The following is a 19,830-nucleotide window of genomic DNA, read 5'->3' on the forward strand; positions in this document are numbered from 1 at the left end:
TACCGTCGGAATAGGCAGCACCAGGAGCCGCTGGATCTAGGCGTCTCCCAGGCGAAGGGGAAGCACACCGTGGCACGCATCGGTGACGGCGGCGATCTGCTGAAGTGCTCGTTCTGCGGCAAGAGCCAGAAGCAGGTCAAGAAGCTCATCGCAGGGCCTGGTGTGTACATCTGCGACGAGTGCATCGATCTCTGCAACGAGATCATCGAGGAAGAACTCGCGGAGACCAGCGAGGTGCGCTGGGAGGAGCTTCCCAAGCCCCGCGAGATCTACGAGTTCCTCGAGGGATACGTGGTGGGCCAGGAGGCGGCCAAGAAGGCGCTGTCCGTCGCGGTCTACAACCACTACAAGCGCGTCCAGGCCGGCGAGAACGGCGGCGGCAGCGGCCGTGACGACGCGATCGAGCTGGCGAAGTCCAACATCCTCCTGCTGGGCCCCACGGGCTCCGGCAAGACGCTCCTCGCGCAGACCCTGGCCCGCATGCTGAACGTCCCGTTCGCGATCGCGGACGCGACGGCGCTGACGGAGGCCGGCTACGTCGGCGAGGACGTCGAGAACATCCTGCTGAAGCTGATCCAGGCGGCCGACTACGACGTCAAGAAGGCCGAGACCGGGATCATCTACATCGACGAGATCGACAAGGTCGCGCGGAAGAGTGAAAACCCCTCCATCACGCGCGACGTGTCCGGCGAGGGCGTCCAACAGGCCCTGCTGAAGATCCTCGAGGGCACCACCGCCTCGGTCCCGCCGCAGGGCGGCCGCAAGCACCCCCACCAGGAGTTCATCCAGATCGACACGACGAACGTCCTGTTCATCGTGGGTGGTGCCTTCGCCGGCCTGGAGAAGATCATCGAGTCCCGGGCGGGCGCCAAGGGCATCGGCTTCGGCGCGACGATCCGCTCCAAGCGGGAGTTGGAGGCCAAGGACCAGTTCGAGGACGTCATGCCCGAGGACCTGGTCAAGTTCGGCATGATCCCCGAGTTCATCGGCCGCCTGCCCGTCATCACCTCGGTCCACAACCTGGACCGCGAGGCGCTGCTGCAGATCCTGGTCGAGCCGCGCAACGCGCTGGTCAAGCAGTACCAGCGCCTCTTCGAACTCGACGGCGTGGAGCTGGACTTCGAGCGCGAGGCGCTGGAGGCCATCGCCGATCAGGCCATCCTCCGCCAGACCGGCGCCCGCGGCCTGCGCGCCATCATGGAGGAAGTCCTGATGTCCGTGATGTACGAGGTCCCGTCCCGCAAGGACGTGGCCCGCGTCGTCATCACGGCGGACGTCGTCCACTCCAACGTCAACCCGACCCTGATCCCGCGCGACGCGCGCAACGGGCGGGGGCCGGGCGAGCAGAAGACGGCCTGACGGTACGCACACGCGCAGGGGCCCCGGTCAACCGACCGGGGCCCCTTCGTGGTTGAGGCGTCCGCCGCCCGTCAGGCCTTGACGCGGACGTCGTTGCGGAGCTTGGCCGCCAGCGCCGCCGTGTCGTCGACCGACGCGGCCGAGCCGGTGGTGAGGGAGGCGAGGCTGAAGGCCGTGACGTCGGCGACCGTGCTGTGGTCGCCCCAGATGCAGATCGGCATCTCGAAGGTCTTCGGGGCACCCGCGCTCGTCGACGAGGTGCCGTCGTTCTCGAACTGCGCCACCTGGCACTTCATGATGCCGTTGGCGAAGCCGGCCGGGTGCACCACCTGCGGGCTGCCGAGCAGCTTGCCCTTGGTGTCCTTGTCCTTCGTCGCCTCGGACTTGACCTTCGCGAACATGGCGTCGACGACCGCCTCCGGGTCGTCGATGGTGCCGTAGACGCCGCCGAAGGTCAGGTTCGACTCGGACAGCCCGCTGCCCTTGGTGTACCCAGCGCTGACGTCCTGCGGGTTCTTCACGCCCCACTTCTCGAAGTCGGCCTTGTCCTCGTCGCTGAACGAGTCCGAACTGTCCGCGCTGTTCGACTTCTTGTAGGTGCCGCCGATGACGGTCGCCGGAGTCGTCAGCTTGTGCGCGCCGTCGTTGGCGATGCCACCGCCGCCCCCGCTGCCGCTGCTCCCGCCGACCACGAACCACAGGCCGACACCGATCGCCGCCACGACCGCCACCGCGCCGATGATCAGCCCCGTCTTCTTCTTGCCGCCGCCGGGCACGGGCGGCTGCGGGACGGTGTAGGGCTGCTGGCCGTAAGGCGGCTGTCCGTAGGGCGGCGGCTGCTGCCCGTACGGGTTCTGCTGCGGCGGCACCCCCTGCGGCGGCTGCTGCGGATAGCCGTACCCGGGCTGCGGGGGCGCCGGCGGCTGCTGGGGGTATCCGTAGCCGGGCTGGGGCGCCTGCGGCGGCTGCTGGCCGTAGGGCCCTGGCTGACCGTACGGCCCGGGCTGCTGGGGCTGCCCGCCGTACGGGCCCGGCTGGTTGTAACTCATTTCTGGGTTCCCCTCCAGAATGTTTATGTGGTGCCGACATCCTGGCGCAGGCACGAACGGCGCACCCCATCGGGGCCCCTACCGTTACAGAGCAAACACGTTTCGGGACACACCCGCGACACCCCTAAACTGACCCCGTGACCGAGAACGCTCAGCAGCAGCCTTCAGCGCCCAACACCGAACTGCCGACCCAGTACGCGCCGGCCGAGGTAGAGGAGACGCTGTACGAGCGCTGGGTAGACCGGGGTTACTTCGCCGCCGACGCGAAGAGCGACAAGCCCGCGTACACCATCGTCATCCCGCCGCCGAACGTCACCGGCTCGCTCCACCTGGGCCACGCCTTCCAGCACACGCTCATGGACGCCCTCACCCGCCGCAAGCGCATGCAGGGCTTCGAGTCGCTGTGGCTGCCGGGCATGGACCACGCCGGCATCGCCACCCAGAACAAGGTCGAGCAGCAGCTCGCCGAGGAGGGCAAGTCTCGCCAGGACCTTGGCCGCGAGGCGTTCGTCGACCGCGTCTGGCAGTGGAAGGAGGAGTACGGCGGCAAGATCCTCGGCCAGATGCGCCGCCTCGGCGACGGCGTCGACTGGGACCGCGAGCGGTTCACGATGGACGAGGGCCTGTCCAAGGCCGTCCAGACGATCTTCAAGAAGCTGTACGAGGACGAGCTGATCTACCGCGCCGAGCGCATCATCAACTGGTGCCCGCGCTGTCTGACGGCCATCTCGGACATCGAGGTGGAGTACCAGGAGGACGACGGCGAGCTCGTCTCCATCAAGTACGGCGAGGGGGAGGAGACGCTGGTCGTCGCCACCACCCGCGCCGAGACGATGCTGGGCGACACCGCGGTCGCCGTCCACCCCGACGACGAGCGCTACCGCCACCTCGTCGGCAAGCGCATCAAGCTCCCGCTGACCGACCGCACCATCCCGGTCGTCGCCGACACGCACGTCGACCCGGAGTTCGGCACGGGCGCCGTCAAGGTGACCCCGGCCCACGACCCGAACGACTTCGCGATCGGCCAGCGCCACGACCTCGAGTCCATCACGGTGATGGACGAGCGCGCGGTCATCACCGTCCACGGCCCCTTCGAGGGCCTGGACCGCTTCGAGGCGCGCTCCGCGATCGTCGCGGCGCTGCGCTCGCAGGGCCGGATCGTCGCCGAGAAGCGGCCCTACGTCCACAGCGTCGGCCACTGCTCCCGCTGCGAGACCACCATCGAGCCGCGTCTGTCGATGCAGTGGTGGGTCAAGGTCGGCCCGCTCGCGCAGGCCGCCGGCGACGCGGTCCGCGACGGACGGGTCACGATCCACCCGGCCGACATGTCGAAGCGGTACTTCGACTGGGTCGACAACATGCACGACTGGTGCATCTCACGGCAGTTGTGGTGGGGCCACCGCATCCCGGTCTGGTACGGCCCCGAGGGCGAGGTCGTCTGCGTCGGACCGGACGAGGAGCCGCCGAGCGGCGAGGGCTGGACGCAGGACACCGACGTCCTCGACACCTGGTTCTCCTCCGGCCTGTGGCCGTTCTCCACGCTCGGCTGGCCCGAACAGACCGAGGACCTGCGCAAGTTCTACCCGACCGACGTCCTGCTGACCGGCCACGACATCATCTTCTTCTGGGTCGCCAGGATGATGATGTTCGGCCTCTACGCCATGGACGGCGAGGTCCCCTTCCGCACCATCGCGCTGACCGGCCTGGTCCGCGACGAGCGCGGCAAGAAGATGTCGAAGTCCTTCGGCAACGTCGTGGACCCGCTCGACTGGATGGACAAGTACGGCTCCGACGCCGTCCGCTTCACCCTGGCCCGCGGCGCCAACCCCGGCACCGACGTCCCGATCGGCGAGGAATGGGTCCAGGCGTCGAGGAACTTCGCCAACAAGATCTGGAACGCGACCCGCTTCGCGCTGATCAACGGCGCGACGGTCGAGGGCCCGCTGCCGGCGCCGTCCGAGATGTCGGCGACGGACCGCTGGATCCTCTCCCGCCTCAACAAGACGGTCGCGGAAGTCGACGCGTTCTACGACGACTTCCAGTTCGCGAAGCTCAGCGACGCCCTCTACCACTTCGCCTGGGACGAGGTCTTCGACTGGTACGTCGAGCTGTCCAAGACGACGTTCCAGGCGGGCGGCGCGGCGGCCGAGGTCTCCAAGCGGGTCCTGGGTGAGGTCCTCGACGTCACGCTGAAGCTGCTGCACCCGGTCGTCCCGTTCGTGACGGAGACCCTCTGGACCACCCTCACGGGCGGCGAGTCGATCGTGATCGCGGACTGGCCGAAGGACAGTGGGTTCCGGGACGCGGACGCCGAACGGGAGCTCGAGGCCCTCCAGTCGGTGATCACCGAGGTCCGCCGCTTCCGCCACGACCAGGGCCTGCAGCCGGGCCAGCGCGTCCCGGCCCGGCTGAGCCTGGACGGCACGGCCCTCGCCCCGCACGAGGCGGCCATCCGGCAGCTGCTGCGCCTCCAGCCGGAGGGCGACGCCTTCACCGCGACGGCGACCCTGCCGGTCGCCGGCGCCGAGGTCGCCCTCGACCTCTCCGGCACGATCGACGTCGCCGCCGAGCGCAAGCGCCTGGCGAAGGACCTCGCGGCGGCGGAGAAGGAGAAGGCGCAGGCGAACGCCAAGCTCGGCAACGAGGCGTTCCTGTCGAAGGCCCCGGACGACGTGGTGGAGAAGATCCGCACCCGCCTGGCCAAGGCGGAGGAGGACATCACGAGGATCCAGGCCCAGCTGGACAGGCTGCCGTCCGCCTGAGAACCCCGCACGCGTCGAAGGCCCCCGGAAACGTCCAGTTCCGGGGGCCTTCGCCTACGTCTGTCAGTCCCGCTCCGTAGACTGGCCCCGTGAGTGACAGCGACCCCTTCGACGAGATCGTCGCGGCCGAGACGGACCGGGACCCCGATCTCGCGGTCATCGAGGCCGGCAGCCGCACCCTGCGCACCCAGGGCGGCCAGCCGCAGGCCGACGTGCCCGCCCGCCCCGAGGACCCGGAGCTCGACAGGGCTCTGCGCGAGGTCGAGGCCGAGCTGGCCACCCGATGGGGCGAGACCAAGCTGGAGCCCTCGGTCAGCCGCATCTCCGCGCTGATGGACGTCCTGGGCGAGCCGCAGCGCTCGTACCCCTCGATCCACATCACCGGTACCAACGGCAAGACGTCGACCGCCCGCATGATCGAGGCCCTCCTCGGCGCCTTCGAGCTGCGCACGGGCCGCTACACCTCCCCGCACGTCCAGTCGATCACCGAGCGGATCAGTCTGGACGGCGCCCCGATCTCCGCCGAGCGCTTCATCGAGACGTACCAGGACATCAAGCCGTACGTCGAGATGGTCGACGGACAGCAGGAGTACCGGCTGTCCTTCTTCGAGGTGCTGACCGGCATGGCGTACGCGGCCTTCGCGGACGCCCCGGTGGACGTCGCCGTCGTCGAGGTCGGCATGGGCGGCTCCTGGGACGCCACGAACGTGATCGACGGTGACGTCGCCGTCATCACCCCCATCGACCTCGACCACACCGACCGGCTCGGCGAGACGCCCGCCGCGATCGCCGGTGAGAAGTCCGGCATCATCAAGCAGGACGCGACGGTCATCCTCGCCCAGCAGCCGGTCGACGCGGCGCAGGTGCTGCTGAAGAAGGCCGTCGAGGTCGACGCCACCGTGGCCCGCGAGGGCCTGGAGTTCGGCGTGGTCGCCCGTCAGGTGGCCGTCGGCGGCCAGCTGCTCACCCTGCGCGGTCTCGGCGGGGAGTACGACGAGGTCTACCTGCCCCTGCACGGCCCCTACCAGGCGCACAACGCCGCGGTGGCCCTCGCCGCCGTGGAGGCGTTCTTCGGCGTCGGCTCCCAGCGCCCCGAGTCCCTGGACATCGACACGGTCCGCAAGGCGTTCGCGTCCGTGACCTCGCCGGGCCGGCTGGAGGTCGTACGGCGGTCCCCGACCGTCGTCCTGGACGCGGCGCACAACCCGGCCGGCGCCCGTGCCACCGCGGAGGCGGTCGGGGAGGCCTTCGACTTCAGCCGGCTGATCGGGGTGGTCGGGGCGAGCGGCGACAAGAACGTGCGGGGCCTGCTGGAGGCCTTCGAGCCGCTCTTCGCCGAGGTCGTCGTCACCCAGAACTCCAGCCATCGCGCGATGGACGCGGACGAGCTGGCCGCGATCGCCGTCGAGGTGTTCGGCGAGGACCGCGTCCAGGTCGAGCCGCGGCTGCCGGACGCGCTGGAGGCGGCGATCACGCTGGCCGAGGAGGAGGGCGAGTTCGCCGGCGGCGGTGTGCTCGTCACGGGCTCCGTCATCACCGTGGGCGAGGCCCGACTGCTGCTGGGGAGGGGCTGACCCCCGTGCGTACGCTCTGTGCTTCCACGCTGATCGGCGAGTTCTTCGTGATCGGTTTCGCGGGACTCGTCGCCATGAAGGACCCCGACCTGTCCATGGGGACGGTGTGGACGGTCAGCGGGATCGCGATGTTCCTGTGCCTGGTGCTGTGCGGCGTGGTGACCCGGCCGGGCGGCATCGCCTTCGGCTGGGCGCTGCAGGCCGCGCTGATCGCCTCCGGCTTCATCGTGCCGACGATGTTCTTCCTCGGCGCGATCTTCGCGGCCCTGTGGTGGGCCTCGGTGCACTACGGCCGCAAGATCGACGAGGCGAAGGCGAGATTCGCGGCGCAGGAGGCCGCCACCCCGCCCTCCGGCGCCTCCGCCCCCGGCTCCTCCACACCTGACGCTGTGTGACAAGGGCCCGGACACGCCCTGTAATCTTCGAACACAGCGCACCCCATTGATCCATTAGGAGCCGTCGTGACCCAGCGCACCCTCGTCCTGCTCAAGCCCGACGCAGTCCGCCGTGGCCTGACCGGCGAGATCATCAGCCGTATCGAGCGCAAGGCCGGCTGGCAGATCACCGCGCTGGAGCTGCGCACGCTGGACCAGGACACGCTGGAGCAGCACTACGGCGAGCACAAGGGCAAGCCCTTCTACGAGCCGCTGGTCGAGTTCATGGCCTCCGGCCCGGTCGTCGCCCTGATCGTCGAGGGCGATCGGGTCATCGAGGGCGTGCGGGCGCTGGCCGGTCCGACCGACCCGATCGCCGCCGCCCCCGGCTCCATCCGCGGCGACTACGGCGTCATCGTCCGGGAGAACCTGATCCACGCCTCCGACTCCGAGGAGTCCGCGGAGCGCGAGGTGAAGATCTTCTTCCCGGGCCGCGCGTAACCCCCGCGGCAGCACGCCGGGAAGTTCGGTGTATTGTCCCCGGACTTCCTGCATATGCACCGGCGATCGAGGGAACGAGTGCCCCCGAACGCCCGTCTCCACAAGCGGAGCCGCGCATCATCTGCTGACAATGGCGAAGACCCTCCCGCAGTGTTCGCGAAGGCGCGTCTACGATGGAAGCCTTCACGTCACAGCACCCACTTCGCCTACCTGACAAGCCCTCAAAAGCTCCCAGGAAGGCCAGACGAATCCTGATGGGGAACTCAATGTCGTTCATCGGCCGTGACATGGCTGTCGACCTCGGGACCGCCAACACGCTGGTGTACGTCAGGGGTCGCGGGATCGTACTCAACGAGCCGTCCGTCGTCGCGATCAACACGAACACCGGTGGAATTCTCGCGGTCGGCGCGGAGGCGAAGAAGATGATCGGGCGCACGCCCGGCAACATCGTCGCCGTGCGGCCGCTGAAGGACGGCGTGATCGCCGACTTCGAGATCACCGAGCGGATGCTCCGCTACTTCATCCTGAAGATCCACAAGCGGCGGTATCTGGCCCGTCCCCGGGTCGTCGTCTGTGTGCCCTCGGGCATCACCGGCGTCGAGCGCCGCGCCGTCATCGAGGCGTCGTCCCAGGCCGGCGCCCGCCAGGTGCACATCATCGAGGAGCCCATGGCCGCGGCCATCGGCTCCGGCCTGCCGGTCCACGAGGCCACGGGCAACATGGTGGTGGACATCGGCGGCGGCACCACGGAGGTCGCGGTCATCTCGCTCGGCGGCATCGTCACCGCCCAGTCCATCCGCGTCGCGGGCGACGAACTGGACAACGCGATCATCCAGCACATCAAGAAGGAGTACTCCCTCCTCCTCGGTGAGCGGACGGCCGAGCAGATCAAGATCACGATCGGTTCGGCGTACGACCTGGACTCCGACGAGCACACCGAAATCCGCGGCCGGGACCTCGTCTCCGGGCTGCCCAAGACCGTCGTCATCTCGGCCGCCGAAGTGCGCAAGGCGATCGAGGAGCCGGTCAACGCCATCGTCGACGCCGTCAAGACGACCCTCGACAAGTGCCCGCCGGAGCTGTCCGGCGACATCATGGACCGGGGGATCGTCCTCACCGGCGGCGGCGCGCTGCTGCGCGGACTTGACGAAAGGCTTCGGCGCGAGACCGGTATGCCGATCCACATCGCCGAGGACCCGCTGGACAGCGTGGCGCTCGGCTCCGGCAAGTGCGTCGAGGAGTTCGAGGCGCTCCAGCAGGTCCTGGACGCCCAGCCGCGCAGATGACGTAACTCTTCGATTCCGCCGTACGAGATGATCTCCTCTCGTGCGGCGGATCGTTGATATGGAGGCATAAGCTCGCCCATAAGCCTCGACAAGCCCCAGCATCACGAATACCTGAACACCCGCACATTCCTATGAGGAAGGCACGGCCGCCGCACGTGAGGGACACGAGAGAGAGCCGGCTGCTCCTGGTGCTGCTGATCGCCGTCGCGTTCGCGCTGATCACGGTGGACATCCGCGGCGGAGAGGACTCCCCGGTCGACGGTGCCCGACAGGCCGCCGCCACCGTCTTCGGGCCCATCGAGAACGGCGTGTCGTCGGCGGTCGACCCGGTCGGCAACGCCGTCTCCGCGATCCGCGACTCCGGCACCAAGCACGACCGGCTCGCCCGGCTGGAGCAGGAGAACGCGGCCCTCAAGGCCAGGCTCGGCAGCGACGACCGCAACGCCAGTCGGCTCAAACAGCTCGACAAGATGATGCGCATCGCCGGCGAGGGCCAGTACGGCATCAAGGGCGCCGAGGTCATCGCGATAGGGGCGGCCCAGGGCTTCTCCTGGACCATCACCATCGACGTCGGCGCCAACGACGGCATCAAGCGGGACATGACCGTGCTCAACGGCGACGGTCTCGTCGGCCGCGTCACCACCGTCGGCCCGAACACCTCCACCGTCCTCCTCGCCAACGACCCCGACTTCACCGTCGGCACCCGCATGGAGGGCAGCGACGAACTCGGCTTCGCCTCCGGCCAGGGCGACCGGCCGCTGCGCGTCGAACTCCTCAACGGCAAGGCCGACGTGAAGAAGGGCGACCGCCTGGTCACCTTCGGCTCCGAGGCCGACAAGCCCTTCGTGCCCGGTGTCCCGGTCGGCGTGGTCTCCCGAGTCGAGCCCTCCGAGGGCGGCCTGACCCGCACCATCTACGTCACGCCGTACGTCGGCTTCACCAAGCTCGACATCGTCGGCGTGGTCGTCGAGGCCCCGAAGAAGGACCCGCGCGACACGGTGCTGCCGCCCAAGCCCAAGCCGACCCCGACGCCGACGGTCACCGTCACGGTCACGCCCTCGGCGACCGCGTCCCTCGACGGCCAGACCCAGCAGCAGTAGGAGCTGAATCCCCATGCGCGTCAACCGGATCCTGCTCTCCTCGGCGCTGGTCGTCGTCGCCCTGGTGATCCAGGTGAGCGTCCTCGCCCGGCTCCATCTCCCGGGCGCCGTCCCCGACTTGCTGCTGCTGACCGTCCTCGGCCTGGCCATGGTGTACGGCCATGTGGGCGGCGCCCTCGTCGGCTTCGCCGCCGGTCTGCTCGCCGACCTCGCACCCCCGGCCGACCACGCCGCCGGGCGCTACGCCCTGGTGCTGTGCGTCACCGGCTACCTCGCCGGGCTGATCAAACCGGAGAACGGCAGACTCAAGTCGGCCACCGGCCCCATGATCGTCGTGGTCGCCGCCGCGATCGGCTCCACCCTGCTGTACGCCGGTGTCGGCGCCCTCGTCGGCGACACCGCCGCCCGCCATGTCGGCCTGGTCAGCCTGCTGTTCACGGCCGCCCTGTACGACCTGCTGCTCGCCCCGTTCGTGGTCCCCGGCATCATGGCGCTGGCCCGGCGCGCGGACAACGACCCGCTCGCCGAGACCTCCTCCGCCGGCAAGAAGGCCACCGACATCTCCTCCGGCTGGATCTCCAACGGCACCGGCCTGAAGATCGGCGGCCAGCGCGGCGGCCTCGGCGCCCTGAAGACCCGGGCCCGCACCCGCACCGCCCGGGTGGGCCGCATCAAGGGGGTCAAGCGGCTGTGAGGGACGCGGAGTCGGCGGCCGGCGTTCACAGCTCGGTCGGATATGACACACCTACACGCTGAGAGGGGGAGGCAACCGCAGTGACCAACGCCCACCCGTCTCCCACCACCACCCTTCCAAGGAATGGGCCACGCCCATGACCAACATTCCCGAGACGGGTAGGACCCCACGGGTCCAGATCAGGCTCGTCGTCATCCAGATCCTCGTCCTCTCCCTGCTCGGCACCCTCGGCGGCCGGCTGTGGTACCTGCAGATCCGGGAGGGCGCCCAGTACCAGAAGGAGGCGTCGGGCAACCACGTCCAGCAGGTCGTCCAGCCCGCCGTGCGCGGCTCGATCCTGGACGCGCGGGGCGTGCCCCTCGCGGACAACGAGACCCGGCTGGTGGTCTCCGCCTCCCGCACCGACCTGCTGAAGATGAAGGACGACGGCAAGGCCGTCCTCACCAAGCTGGCCGGGGTCCTCGGCATGAAGCCCGCGGACGTCATGCAGAAGGTCCGGCTGTGCGACGCCAAGACGCCCCAGCCGTGCTGGAACGGCTCGCCCTACCAGCCGATCCCGATCACCGACGAGGCGACGCCCCGTCAGGCCCTGCAGATCCGTGAGCGCTCCGAGGACTTCCCCGGCATCACCGCCGAGCCCGAGGCCGTGCGCCGCTACCCCTCGCCGGGCAAGGCCAACACCGCCCAGGTCCTCGGCTACCTCTCGCCGGTCACCGACGACGAGATCCAGCAGGCGAAGAACACCGACTCGCCCTATCTGCGCTCCGACCAGGTCGGCCGCTCGGGCCTGGAGCGCGAGTACGACAAGGCGCTGCGCGGCAAGGCCGGTGTCACCCGCTACGAGGTCGACAACCTCGGCCGGGTCATCGGCAAGGCCAAGTCCGACGCCGCCGAGCCCGGTTCGAACCTGGTCACCAGCATCGACTCCCGCGTCCAGCGGGTCGCCGAGTACGAGCTGAACACCGCGATGAAGAAGGCCCGCGAGCAGTTCGACTCGATCACCGGCGAGAACTACAAGGCCGACTCCGGTGCCGTCGTGGTGATGGAGGCCAAGACCGGCCGTATCGTCGCCATGGCGTCCGCGCCGACCTACGACCCGAACGTCTGGGTGGGCGGCATCTCCGCCAAGGACTACAAGCAGCTCACCGGCAAGGACTCCGACTACCCGCTGCTCAACAGGGCCATACAGGGTCAGTCGGCGCCCGGTTCGACGTTCAAGGTGGTCTCCACGGCCGCCGCGGTCGAGGCCGGTTACGCATGGGACGGCGGCTACCCCTGCACCAGCTCGTACTCGGTGGGCGGCCAGGTCTTCAAGAACTTCGAGGGTGAGAACTTCGGCCCGATCTCCCTCGGCCGCGCCCTGGAGGTCTCCTGCGACACCGTCTTCTACGGTCTCGCCGACCAGCAGTGGAAGAAGGACGGCGGCATCAACCCCAAGAAGGGCCAGCCCAAGGACTACTTCTACAAGGCCGCCCACCAGTTCGGCCTCGGCAAGGAGACCGGCGTCGACCTCCCCAACGAGGTCACCGGCCGCGTCCCCGACCGCCAGTGGAAGGAGGCCTACTGGAAGGCCAACAAGGACGCCTGGTGCAAGTCCGGCAAGAAGGACGGCAGCTACGTCGAGAAGATCGCCTACGAGAACTGCCTCGAGGGCAACAAGATGCGCGAGGGCGACTCGATCAACTACTCCATCGGCCAGGGCGACACCCTCGTCACGCCGATCCAGGAGGCGATGATCTACGGCGCCCTCGCCAACGGCGGCACCGAGTACGTGCCCACCATCGGCAAGGCGGTCATCAGCGCCGACGGCAGGACCGTCCAGGAGATCAAGCCCAAGGTCAAGGCGAAGCTGCCGGTCACCCAGGCCACCCTCAAGGGCATCGACAAGGCCCTCGCCGGCGTCATCACCAGCGGTACCGCCGCCTGGAAGTTCCAGGGCTGGCCCCAGGACAAGATCGAGCTGCACGCCAAGACCGGTACGGCGGAGGTCTACGGCAAGCAGACCACCTCCTGGCTCGCCACCTACTCCAAGGACTACACGATCGTCATGACGATCGCCCAGGCCGGTACGGGTTCCGGCGCCTCCGGTGAGGCCGTCCGCAACATCTACAGCGCCCTCTACGGCGTCCAGCCCGACGGCTCGATCGACAAGGGCAAGGCGCTGCTGTCCACCCCGCAGAAGGGCCTGCCGAAGGTCAAGGCGGACGGCACGATCGCCTCCCCGAAGGTCGCCAAGGACCCCGTCAAGGACCTCCAGAAGGCCCAGGAGCAGAGCACGACCGCCCCCGACGGCACCCAGCCCGCCGGGACCACCCCCTCACCGACGGCCACCAACCGCAACACCCGCAGGCGACCTCGTAAGAGGGGGAGCCGGAGGATGCCGACATGACCGGAGCCAACAGCTTCTCCGTCTCCGGGTACGGGCCCCGGCCCGCGGGCTGGACCCGGCTGTTCGCCCGCGACTCGCTCACCCGCCGGCTGGACTGGCCGATGCTGCTGTCGGCCCTCGCGCTGTCCGGGATCGGCTCGCTGCTGGTCTTCTCCGCGACCCGCAACCGCACGGAGATCAACCAGGGCGACCCGTACTACTTCCTGATCCGGCACGTGATGAACACCGGCATCGGGTTCGCCCTGATGGTCGGCACGATCTGGCTCGGCCACCGCACCCTGCGCAACGTGGTGCCCATCCTCTACGGCATCTCCCTGTTCGGGGTGCTGCTGGTGCTCACCCCGCTCGGCGCCACCATCAACGGCAGCCGCAACTGGATCGTCCTCGGCGGCGGCTTCTCCCTGCAGCCCGCCGAGTTCGTGAAGGTCTCGATCATCCTCGGCATGGCCATGCTGCTCTCGGCCCGGGTGGACGCGGGCGACCGGCCCTACCCCGACCACCGCACGGTCCTGCAGGCGCTCGGCCTGGCCGCCGTACCGATCATGATCGTGCTGCTCATGCCCGACCTCGGCACCGTCCTGGTCCTGGTGACGATCATCCTCGGCGTGCTGCTCGCCTCCGGTGCCTCCAACCGCTGGATCTTCGGCCTGCTCACCGCCGGAATCGTCGGCTGCATCGCCATCTGGCAGCTGCACATCCTGGACGAGTACCAGATCAACCGCTTCGCCGCCTTCGCCAACCCCAGCCTCGACCCGGCCGGCGTCGGCTACAACACCAACCAGGCCCGCATCGCGATCGGTTCGGGCGGACTGACCGGCGCCGGGCTCTTCCACGGCTCGCAGACCACCGGCCAGTTCGTCCCGGAACAGCAGACGGACTTCGTCTTCACGGTCGCGGGGGAGGAGCTGGGCTTCGTCGGCGCGGGACTGATCATCTTCCTGCTCGGCGTGGTCCTGTGGCGGGCCTGCCGCATCGCCCGCGACTCGACCGAGCTGTACGGAACGATCGTCGCGGCCGGGATCGTCGCCTGGTTCGCCTTCCAGTCCTTCGAGAACATCGGCATGACCCTCGGGATCATGCCGGTCACCGGCCTGCCACTGCCCTTCGTGTCGTACGGCGGGTCATCCATGTTCGCGGTGTGGGTGGCCGTGGGACTGCTCCAGTCGATCAAGGTGCAGAGACCCATGTCGGCATAGGACACCCTGTGTTGCCCCTGGGTCTGCCCGGCATTCATGTCCGATGGGCCCTGCCGCCGGGAGCGGAATCCCACTAGATTCAGGTCATGGCGGACACAAAGCGTGAGATCGAGCGAAAGTACGAATCCGACGACAGCGGCCTGCCGGACCTCACCGGCGTGGCCGGTGTCGTGGCCGTCATCGACAAGGGTGTCGCCCACCTCGACGCCACCTACTACGACACCGCCGACGAGCGTCTCGCCAGGTCCTCCATCACCCTGCGCCGCCGCACCGGAGGCTCCGACGCCGGCTGGCACCTGAAGTTCCCCGTCGCCCCCGGTGTCCGCGACGAGATCTACGCCCCCCTCTCCGACACCGTCCCGCGTGCCATCGCCGCACTGGTCCGCTCCCGGGTCCGCGACGCCGAACTGCTGCCGGTGGTCCGCCTGCGCTCCGACCGCGACCTGCGGGACCTCGTCGACGCCGACGGCCGTCTGCTCGCCGAGGTGAGCATGGACGCCGTACAGGCCGAACGGCTCACCGACGCTGGCGGCAGCGCCCAGTGGACCGAAATGGAGGTCGAACTCGCCGACGACGGCGACCCCGCCTTCCTCGACAAGGTCGACAAACGACTGCGCAAGGCGGGCGTACGGCCCTCGAAGTCCGCGTCCAAGCTGGCACGGGCGCTCGCGGAGACGGCACCCCGCGGCAAGAAGAAGCGCAAGCGGGCCCCGGCGCAGGCCCCCGTGACCGCCGGCGACCACGTCCTCGCCTACCTGCGCGAACAGCGCGACGCGATCGTCGAGCTGGATCCGGCGGTACGGCAGGACGCGTACGACTCCGTGCACCGCATGCGCGTCGCCACCCGGCGCATGCGTAGCGCCTTCCGCTCCTACGGCAAGGTCCTCGACCGCGACATCACCGGCCCGCTCGGCGAGGAGCTGAAGTGGCTGGCCGGCGAACTCGGCGTGGACCGCGACCGCGAGGTGCTGACCGAACGCCTCACCGCCGCTCTCGCCGAGGTGCCCCGCCCCCTGGTCCACGGCCCCGTCCGCACCCGGATGCGCCTGTGGGCCAACGCCCGCCGCGGCGGCTCGCGCCGCAGGCTGACCGGCGTCCTCGACTCCAGGCGCTACCTCGCCCTGCTCGACGCCCTGGACGCCCTGGTCGACGCCCCGCCCCTGCTGAAGGCGGCCGGCGGAAAGCCCGAGAAGGTGATCTCCAAGGCCGTACGGAACGACTTCGGAAAGCTCACCGAGCTGGTCGAACAGGCCGTCGCCCTGCCGCCGGGCCAGGACCGCGACCTCGCCCTGCACGAGGCCCGCAAGAAGGCCAAGAGGACCCGCTACTCGGCGGAGGCGGCGGTCCCCGCGCTCGGCGACCCGGCGACCGCCCTGCTGAAGTCGATGAAGTCCCTCCAGACCCTGCTCGGCGACCACCAGGACAGCGTCATGACCCGCCAGACCCTGCGCGAGCTGTCCGCCGTGGCGCACGCGGCGGGGGAGAGCTCCTTCACGTACGGCCTGCTGTACGGGCGCGAGGAGCGGCGTGCGGAGCTGGCGGAGACGGAGCTGCCGGGGATGTGGGCGTCGGTGAGGGACGCTGCGGGCCTCTGAACGTACGGAGGGATGCCCGGCCCGCGTTAGGCTAGATGGTCACCCCTGTCAGATCACTGCTGTCGGTCCTGACAGCAGTCCTGCCAGCCCTGTCAGATCCGTCCGACCCACGAAGGTTCGCGAGATGCCTGCCGAAGTCACTGCGGCCGCCGAGTCTGTGTTCCCGCAGCTCGAAGCTCTGCTCCCGCACGTGCAGAAGCCGATCCAGTACGTCGGCGGAGAACTCAACTCCACCGTCAAGCCGTGGGAGTCCTGTGACGTCCGCTGGGCGCTGATGTACCCGGACGCCTACGAGGTCGGCCTGCCCAACCAGGGCGTCATGATCCTCTACGAGGTGCTGAACGAGCAGCAGGGCGTCCTCGCCGAACGCACCTACAGCGTGTGGCCGGACCTGGAGGCGCTGATGCGGGAGCACGGCGTCCCGCAGTTCACGGTCGACAGCCACCGCCCGGTGAAGGCCTTCGACGTGCTCGGCCTGTCCTTCTCCACCGAGCTGGGCTACACGAACATGCTCACCGCCCTGGACCTGGCCGGCATCCCCCTGGAGTCGAAGGACCGTACGCTCGACGACCCGATCGTCCTCGCGGGCGGGCACGCCGCCTTCAACCCCGAGCCGATCGCGGACTTCATCGACGCGGCGATCATCGGCGACGGCGAGCAGGCCGTGCTGGACATGACGGAGATCATCCGCGGCTGGAAGGCGGAGGGCCGCCCCGGCGGCCGCGAGGAGGTCCTCCTGCGCCTCGCGAAGACCGGAGGCGTCTACATCCCGGCGTTCTACGACGTCGAGTACCTCCCCGACGGCCGCATCGCCCGCGTGGTCCCCAACCGCTCGGGCGTGCCCTGGCGCGTGTCCAAGCACACGGTCATGGACCTCGACGAATGGCCGTTCCCCAAGCAGCCCCTGGTCCCGCTGGCCGAGACCGTCCACGAGCGCATGTCGGTGGAGATCTTCCGCGGCTGCACCCGCGGCTGCCGCTTCTGCCAGGCCGGCATGATCACCCGCCCGGTCCGTGAGCGTTCCATCACCGGCATCGGCGAGATGGTGGAGAAGGGCCTGAAGGCCACGGGCTTCGAGGAGGTCGGGCTGCTGTCGTTGTCGAGTGCCGACCACTCGGAGATCGGCGACATCGCCAAGGGCCTGGCGGACCGCTACGAGGAAGACAAGATCGGCCTCTCCCTCCCCTCCACCCGGGTCGACGCCTTCAACGTCGACCTGGCGAACGAACTCACCCGCAACGGCCGCCGCTCCGGCCTGACCTTCGCCCCCGAGGGCGGCTCGGAGCGCATGCGCAAGGTCATCAACAAGATGGTCTCGGAGGACGACCTCATCCGGACCGTCGCCACGGCCTACGGCAACGGCTGGCGCCAGGTGAAGCTCTACTTCATGTGCGGCCTGCCCACCGAGACCGACGAGGACGTCCTGCAGATCGCCGACATGGCCACCAAGGTGATCGCCAAGGGCCGGGAGGTCTCCCGCTCCAACGACATCCGCTGCACGGTCTCGATCGGCGGCTTCGTCCCCAAGCCCCACACCCCCTTCCAGTGGGCGCCCCAGCTCTCCGCCGAGGAGACCGACGCCCGCCTCGAGAAGCTCCGCGACAAGATCCGCGGCGACAAGAAGTACGGCCGCTCGATCGGCTTCCGCTACCACGACGGCAAGCCGGGCATCGTCGAGGGCCTGCTCTCCCGGGGCGACCGCCGCATCGGCGCGGTCATCCGCGCCGTCTACGAGGACGGCGGCCGCTTCGACGGCTGGCGCGAGCACTTCTCCTACGACCGCTGGATGGCCTGCGCCGACAAGGCCCTGACCCCGCTCGGCGTGGACGTCGACTGGTACACCACCCGCGAGCGCTCCTACGAGGAGGTCCTCCCCTGGGACCACCTCGACTCCGGCCTCGACAAGGACTGGCTCTGGGAGGACTGGCAGGACGCCCTCGACGAAACGGAGGTCGAGGACTGCCGCTGGACGCCTTGCTTCGACTGCGGGGTGTGCCCGCAGATGGACACCCACATCCAGATCGGCCCGACTGGCAAGAAGTTGCTGCCGCTGACGGTCAAGAACGCGGGTCCGTCGCCGGCTTCGAGTGGTCACACGCACTGAGGTGAGCACGGTCATCTTCTGGCACAGGAAGGCTCGCTGATGAGCGCTGCCCTGCCCGTATTCCGCTATCACGTATCCCGAGCTGTCGTGGCGTCGTTTCGAGGCGGTGTCCGAGGTTGTGGAGGTCGGGCAGCCGGTGTTGTGCGAGTTTCTGCCGTTCGACACGTGGAACGGGGAGGCTCGGCTGTCCTTGCGGGCGACACGGCCGGACCCCTTCATGGTGTTCGTCGACGGCGTCGCGGTGGGAGAAAGGCTCCGACGGCATCGAGGGCCTGGTGCGTCTGTCCGAGCTGAGCGCGGTGTCCGTGGCGGCGCCGGAGGACGTCGTACGGGTCGGCATCAGCTGACGGTTGTCGTCTCGGAGGCCGACCGAGAGCGGCGCCGGCTGTCGCTCTCTTTCGGTCCATGAGCGCCAGGGCGTCCGACCGGCGGCGCGTCAGTGCAGGTCAGAGAGTTGTTCGGAGTGGCGGAAGGGGATCGCCTTTCAACTCCGAGGCCGTGACGATCGTCAGGACGCCGGGATCCCCGGCCCTGTCACCCCACGGAACGGAGACCACCATGGCGACACGTCTGCTCCAGCGCATGGGCACATCGCTGGCCGTACCCGCGATCGTCGTCGGCGCCTTCGCGCTGACCGCCCCCTCGCACGCCCACTCGGCGTCCTCCGACACCAAGGCCTCGGCGGGCCTGCACATCGACTCGCACAACACCGAGCTGTCCGCCGACGCCTGGTACCTCGCCCACTGGGACGTCGACGCGGGCGCCGAGGGCTACGCCCACACCGTCAACTACCTGCGCTCGATCATCGACGCCCACGGCGGGCACCGTACGAACGTCCCGGTCGGCCGGCGCAACTACGCGGTGGACACCACGCCCGACGCCAGCCAGGACCACGGCTTCATCGACCTGACGGTGTCGACGGCCGGAGCAAACGTCCATCTGATCATCAGGGTGAGCGACCTGTACGTGGTCGGGTTCCACTACTACGTTCCCGGCCAGGGCAACAGATACGTCCCGCTCGCCTCCCACGGCCTCCCGCAGGACCTGCCGCAGGCGATCCTGAACCCCGGGCACCACGGCTACATCGAGTGGACCAACTTCGTCGGACACGAGAACTACAACGACCTGGCCAGAATGGCCGGTACCCAGCTCGAGGACCTCACCCTGAGCCACCAGAACCTCCGTCAGGCCGTCTTCGACATGCGGGTCAACCCGCAGGACACCTCCCCGAACGCGATGCGGACCAAGGCGACGGGCGTGCTGCGCATGATCGCCGCGATCTCCGAGGGCAGCCGCATCCGGCCGCTGAGCGCCGACCTGAGCACGGAGCTCAACCGTGGTGGCCAGACCGCTCTGCGCCGCTACGTGGAACTGATCCGCAACTGGGCCGGCATCAGCCGGGTCTTCACCAATCCCGGCGGAGCCTTCAACTGGGTCCACACCGCGAACTGGGGCGACATCCGCGACCGAAGCCAGGCAGCGGCGGTACTCCTGGTGGCCCTGGCGGCCCGTCCCGTCTCCGGCATCAAGGACGAACTGTGAGCCCCGCCCTCACCTGACACCGAGTCGGGAGACCGGCCGCCAGTAGCCTGCGGGGATGCCTGATCCATCGTCCTTCGGTGTCCCCACTCGCTACGCCGGCGCCTCCGACCGGGTCGCGGTCGTCGTTCCAGGGGTTGGTTACTCGCCCGCAAGGCCGCTGCTGCACTTCGCCCGGGCCGTGCTGCTGAGGCACGGGTGGACGGTCCAGGAGGTGTGGTGGCGGATGCCCGGCGATTTCTCGGAGTTCGGCGTCGAGGAGCGGGTCGCGTGGGTGGAGGGGCAGGTCGCGGGGGCTGTCCAGGCGG

The 19,830-nt window shown here is 69.1% G+C and carries 14 protein-coding genes and 1 pseudogene; 14 read left to right on the forward strand and 1 reads right to left on the reverse strand.

What is annotated here, in order from left to right; translation table 11 throughout:
- Positions 1-69: 69 nt before the first annotated feature.
- Positions 70-1,359, forward strand: a complete 1,290-nt coding sequence (gene clpX, locus GRC12_RS15715) for an ATP-dependent Clp protease ATP-binding subunit ClpX (RefSeq protein ID WP_058925301.1) — start codon at positions 70-72, stop codon at positions 1,357-1,359.
- A 71-nt stretch (positions 1,360-1,430) separates the two neighbouring features.
- Here the strand turns inward: clpX and GRC12_RS15720 are convergent, their stop codons facing one another.
- The gene (locus tag GRC12_RS15720) at positions 1,431-2,408 is read right to left on the reverse strand and encodes a hypothetical protein (protein WP_208779862.1); all 978 of its coding nucleotides are present in this window, start codon (positions 2,406-2,408) and stop codon (positions 1,431-1,433) included.
- Positions 2,409-2,545: 137 nt separating this feature from the next.
- Here GRC12_RS15720 and GRC12_RS15725 point away from each other — a divergent pair, with 137 nt between their 5' ends.
- The 13 genes and pseudogenes from GRC12_RS15725 to GRC12_RS15785 form a co-directional block, all read left to right on the forward strand.
- Positions 2,546-5,170: a valine--tRNA ligase gene (locus GRC12_RS15725; protein ID WP_208779863.1), complete on the forward strand. Its 2,625-nt coding sequence runs from the start codon at positions 2,546-2,548 to the stop codon at positions 5,168-5,170.
- A gap of 89 nt (positions 5,171-5,259) precedes the next feature.
- Positions 5,260-6,744 (forward strand): bifunctional tetrahydrofolate synthase/dihydrofolate synthase, encoded by a 1,485-nt coding sequence (gene folC, locus GRC12_RS15730; protein ID WP_208779864.1) that lies wholly within the window; start codon positions 5,260-5,262, stop codon positions 6,742-6,744.
- Positions 6,745-6,749: 5 nt separating this feature from the next.
- Positions 6,750-7,139 (forward strand): DUF4233 domain-containing protein, encoded by a 390-nt coding sequence (locus GRC12_RS15735; protein WP_208779865.1) that lies wholly within the window; start codon positions 6,750-6,752, stop codon positions 7,137-7,139.
- A gap of 66 nt (positions 7,140-7,205) precedes the next feature.
- Positions 7,206-7,619 carry a nucleoside-diphosphate kinase gene (gene ndk, locus GRC12_RS15740; RefSeq protein WP_208779866.1) on the forward strand — a complete coding sequence of 138 codons (414 nt, stop codon included), beginning with the start codon at positions 7,206-7,208 and terminating at the stop codon, positions 7,617-7,619.
- A 266-nt stretch (positions 7,620-7,885) separates the two neighbouring features.
- Complete coding sequence (locus GRC12_RS15745; protein ID WP_004001297.1) at positions 7,886-8,905, forward strand: rod shape-determining protein; 1,020 nt, start codon at positions 7,886-7,888, stop codon at positions 8,903-8,905.
- A 155-nt stretch (positions 8,906-9,060) separates the two neighbouring features.
- Positions 9,061-10,005, forward strand: a complete 945-nt coding sequence (gene mreC, locus GRC12_RS15750; RefSeq protein WP_208779867.1) for a rod shape-determining protein MreC — start codon at positions 9,061-9,063, stop codon at positions 10,003-10,005.
- Between the two features lie 13 nt (positions 10,006-10,018).
- Positions 10,019-10,699 carry a rod shape-determining protein MreD gene (gene mreD, locus GRC12_RS15755; RefSeq protein ID WP_208779868.1) on the forward strand — a complete coding sequence of 227 codons (681 nt, stop codon included), beginning with the start codon at positions 10,019-10,021 and terminating at the stop codon, positions 10,697-10,699.
- A gap of 136 nt (positions 10,700-10,835) precedes the next feature.
- On the forward strand, positions 10,836-13,088 hold the full coding sequence (gene mrdA, locus GRC12_RS15760) for a penicillin-binding protein 2 (protein ID WP_208779869.1): 2,253 nt from the start codon (positions 10,836-10,838) through the stop codon (positions 13,086-13,088).
- On the forward strand, positions 13,085-14,284 hold the full coding sequence (rodA, locus tag GRC12_RS15765) for a rod shape-determining protein RodA (protein ID WP_208779870.1): 1,200 nt from the start codon (positions 13,085-13,087) through the stop codon (positions 14,282-14,284). Before mrdA ends, rodA begins: the two co-directional genes overlap by 4 nt.
- Positions 14,285-14,370: 86 nt before the next feature.
- The gene (locus GRC12_RS15770; RefSeq protein ID WP_208779871.1) at positions 14,371-15,879 is read left to right on the forward strand and encodes a CYTH and CHAD domain-containing protein; all 1,509 of its coding nucleotides are present in this window, start codon (positions 14,371-14,373) and stop codon (positions 15,877-15,879) included.
- A 124-nt stretch (positions 15,880-16,003) separates the two neighbouring features.
- Positions 16,004-17,983 carry a TIGR03960 family B12-binding radical SAM protein gene (locus GRC12_RS15775; protein WP_208779872.1) on the forward strand — a complete coding sequence of 660 codons (1,980 nt, stop codon included), beginning with the start codon at positions 16,004-16,006 and terminating at the stop codon, positions 17,981-17,983.
- Positions 17,984-18,541: 558 nt separating this feature from the next.
- A complete protein-coding gene (locus tag GRC12_RS15780; protein WP_208779873.1) occupies positions 18,542-19,525 on the forward strand; it encodes a ribosome-inactivating family protein in 984 nt (327 codons plus the stop codon).
- A gap of 55 nt (positions 19,526-19,580) precedes the next feature.
- Positions 19,581-19,830: pseudogene (locus GRC12_RS15785) on the forward strand (alpha/beta hydrolase); the annotation flags it as partial.

It is taken from the genome of Streptomyces griseorubiginosus (assembly GCF_017614965.1).
Lineage (GTDB): Bacteria > Actinomycetota > Actinomycetes > Streptomycetales > Streptomycetaceae > Streptomyces > Streptomyces griseorubiginosus_B.

Excerpts from the sequence above, each read along its gene's own strand:
- GRC12_RS15720 (WP_208779862.1), bottom strand. The coding sequence starts at position 2,408 with ATGAGTTACAACCAGCCGGGCCCGTACGGCGGGCAGCCCCAGCAGCCC.
- GRC12_RS15745 (WP_004001297.1), top strand. The coding sequence starts at position 7,886 with ATGTCGTTCATCGGCCGTGACATGGCTGTCGACCTCGGGACCGCCAAC.
- mreD (WP_208779868.1), top strand. The coding sequence starts at position 10,019 with ATGCGCGTCAACCGGATCCTGCTCTCCTCGGCGCTGGTCGTCGTCGCC.
- mrdA (WP_208779869.1), top strand. The coding sequence starts at position 10,836 with ATGACCAACATTCCCGAGACGGGTAGGACCCCACGGGTCCAGATCAGG.
- rodA (WP_208779870.1), top strand. The coding sequence starts at position 13,085 with ATGACCGGAGCCAACAGCTTCTCCGTCTCCGGGTACGGGCCCCGGCCC.
- GRC12_RS15770 (WP_208779871.1), top strand. The coding sequence starts at position 14,371 with ATGGCGGACACAAAGCGTGAGATCGAGCGAAAGTACGAATCCGACGAC.
- GRC12_RS15775 (WP_208779872.1), top strand. The coding sequence starts at position 16,004 with ATGCCTGCCGAAGTCACTGCGGCCGCCGAGTCTGTGTTCCCGCAGCTC.
- GRC12_RS15780 (WP_208779873.1), top strand. The coding sequence starts at position 18,542 with ATGGCGACACGTCTGCTCCAGCGCATGGGCACATCGCTGGCCGTACCC.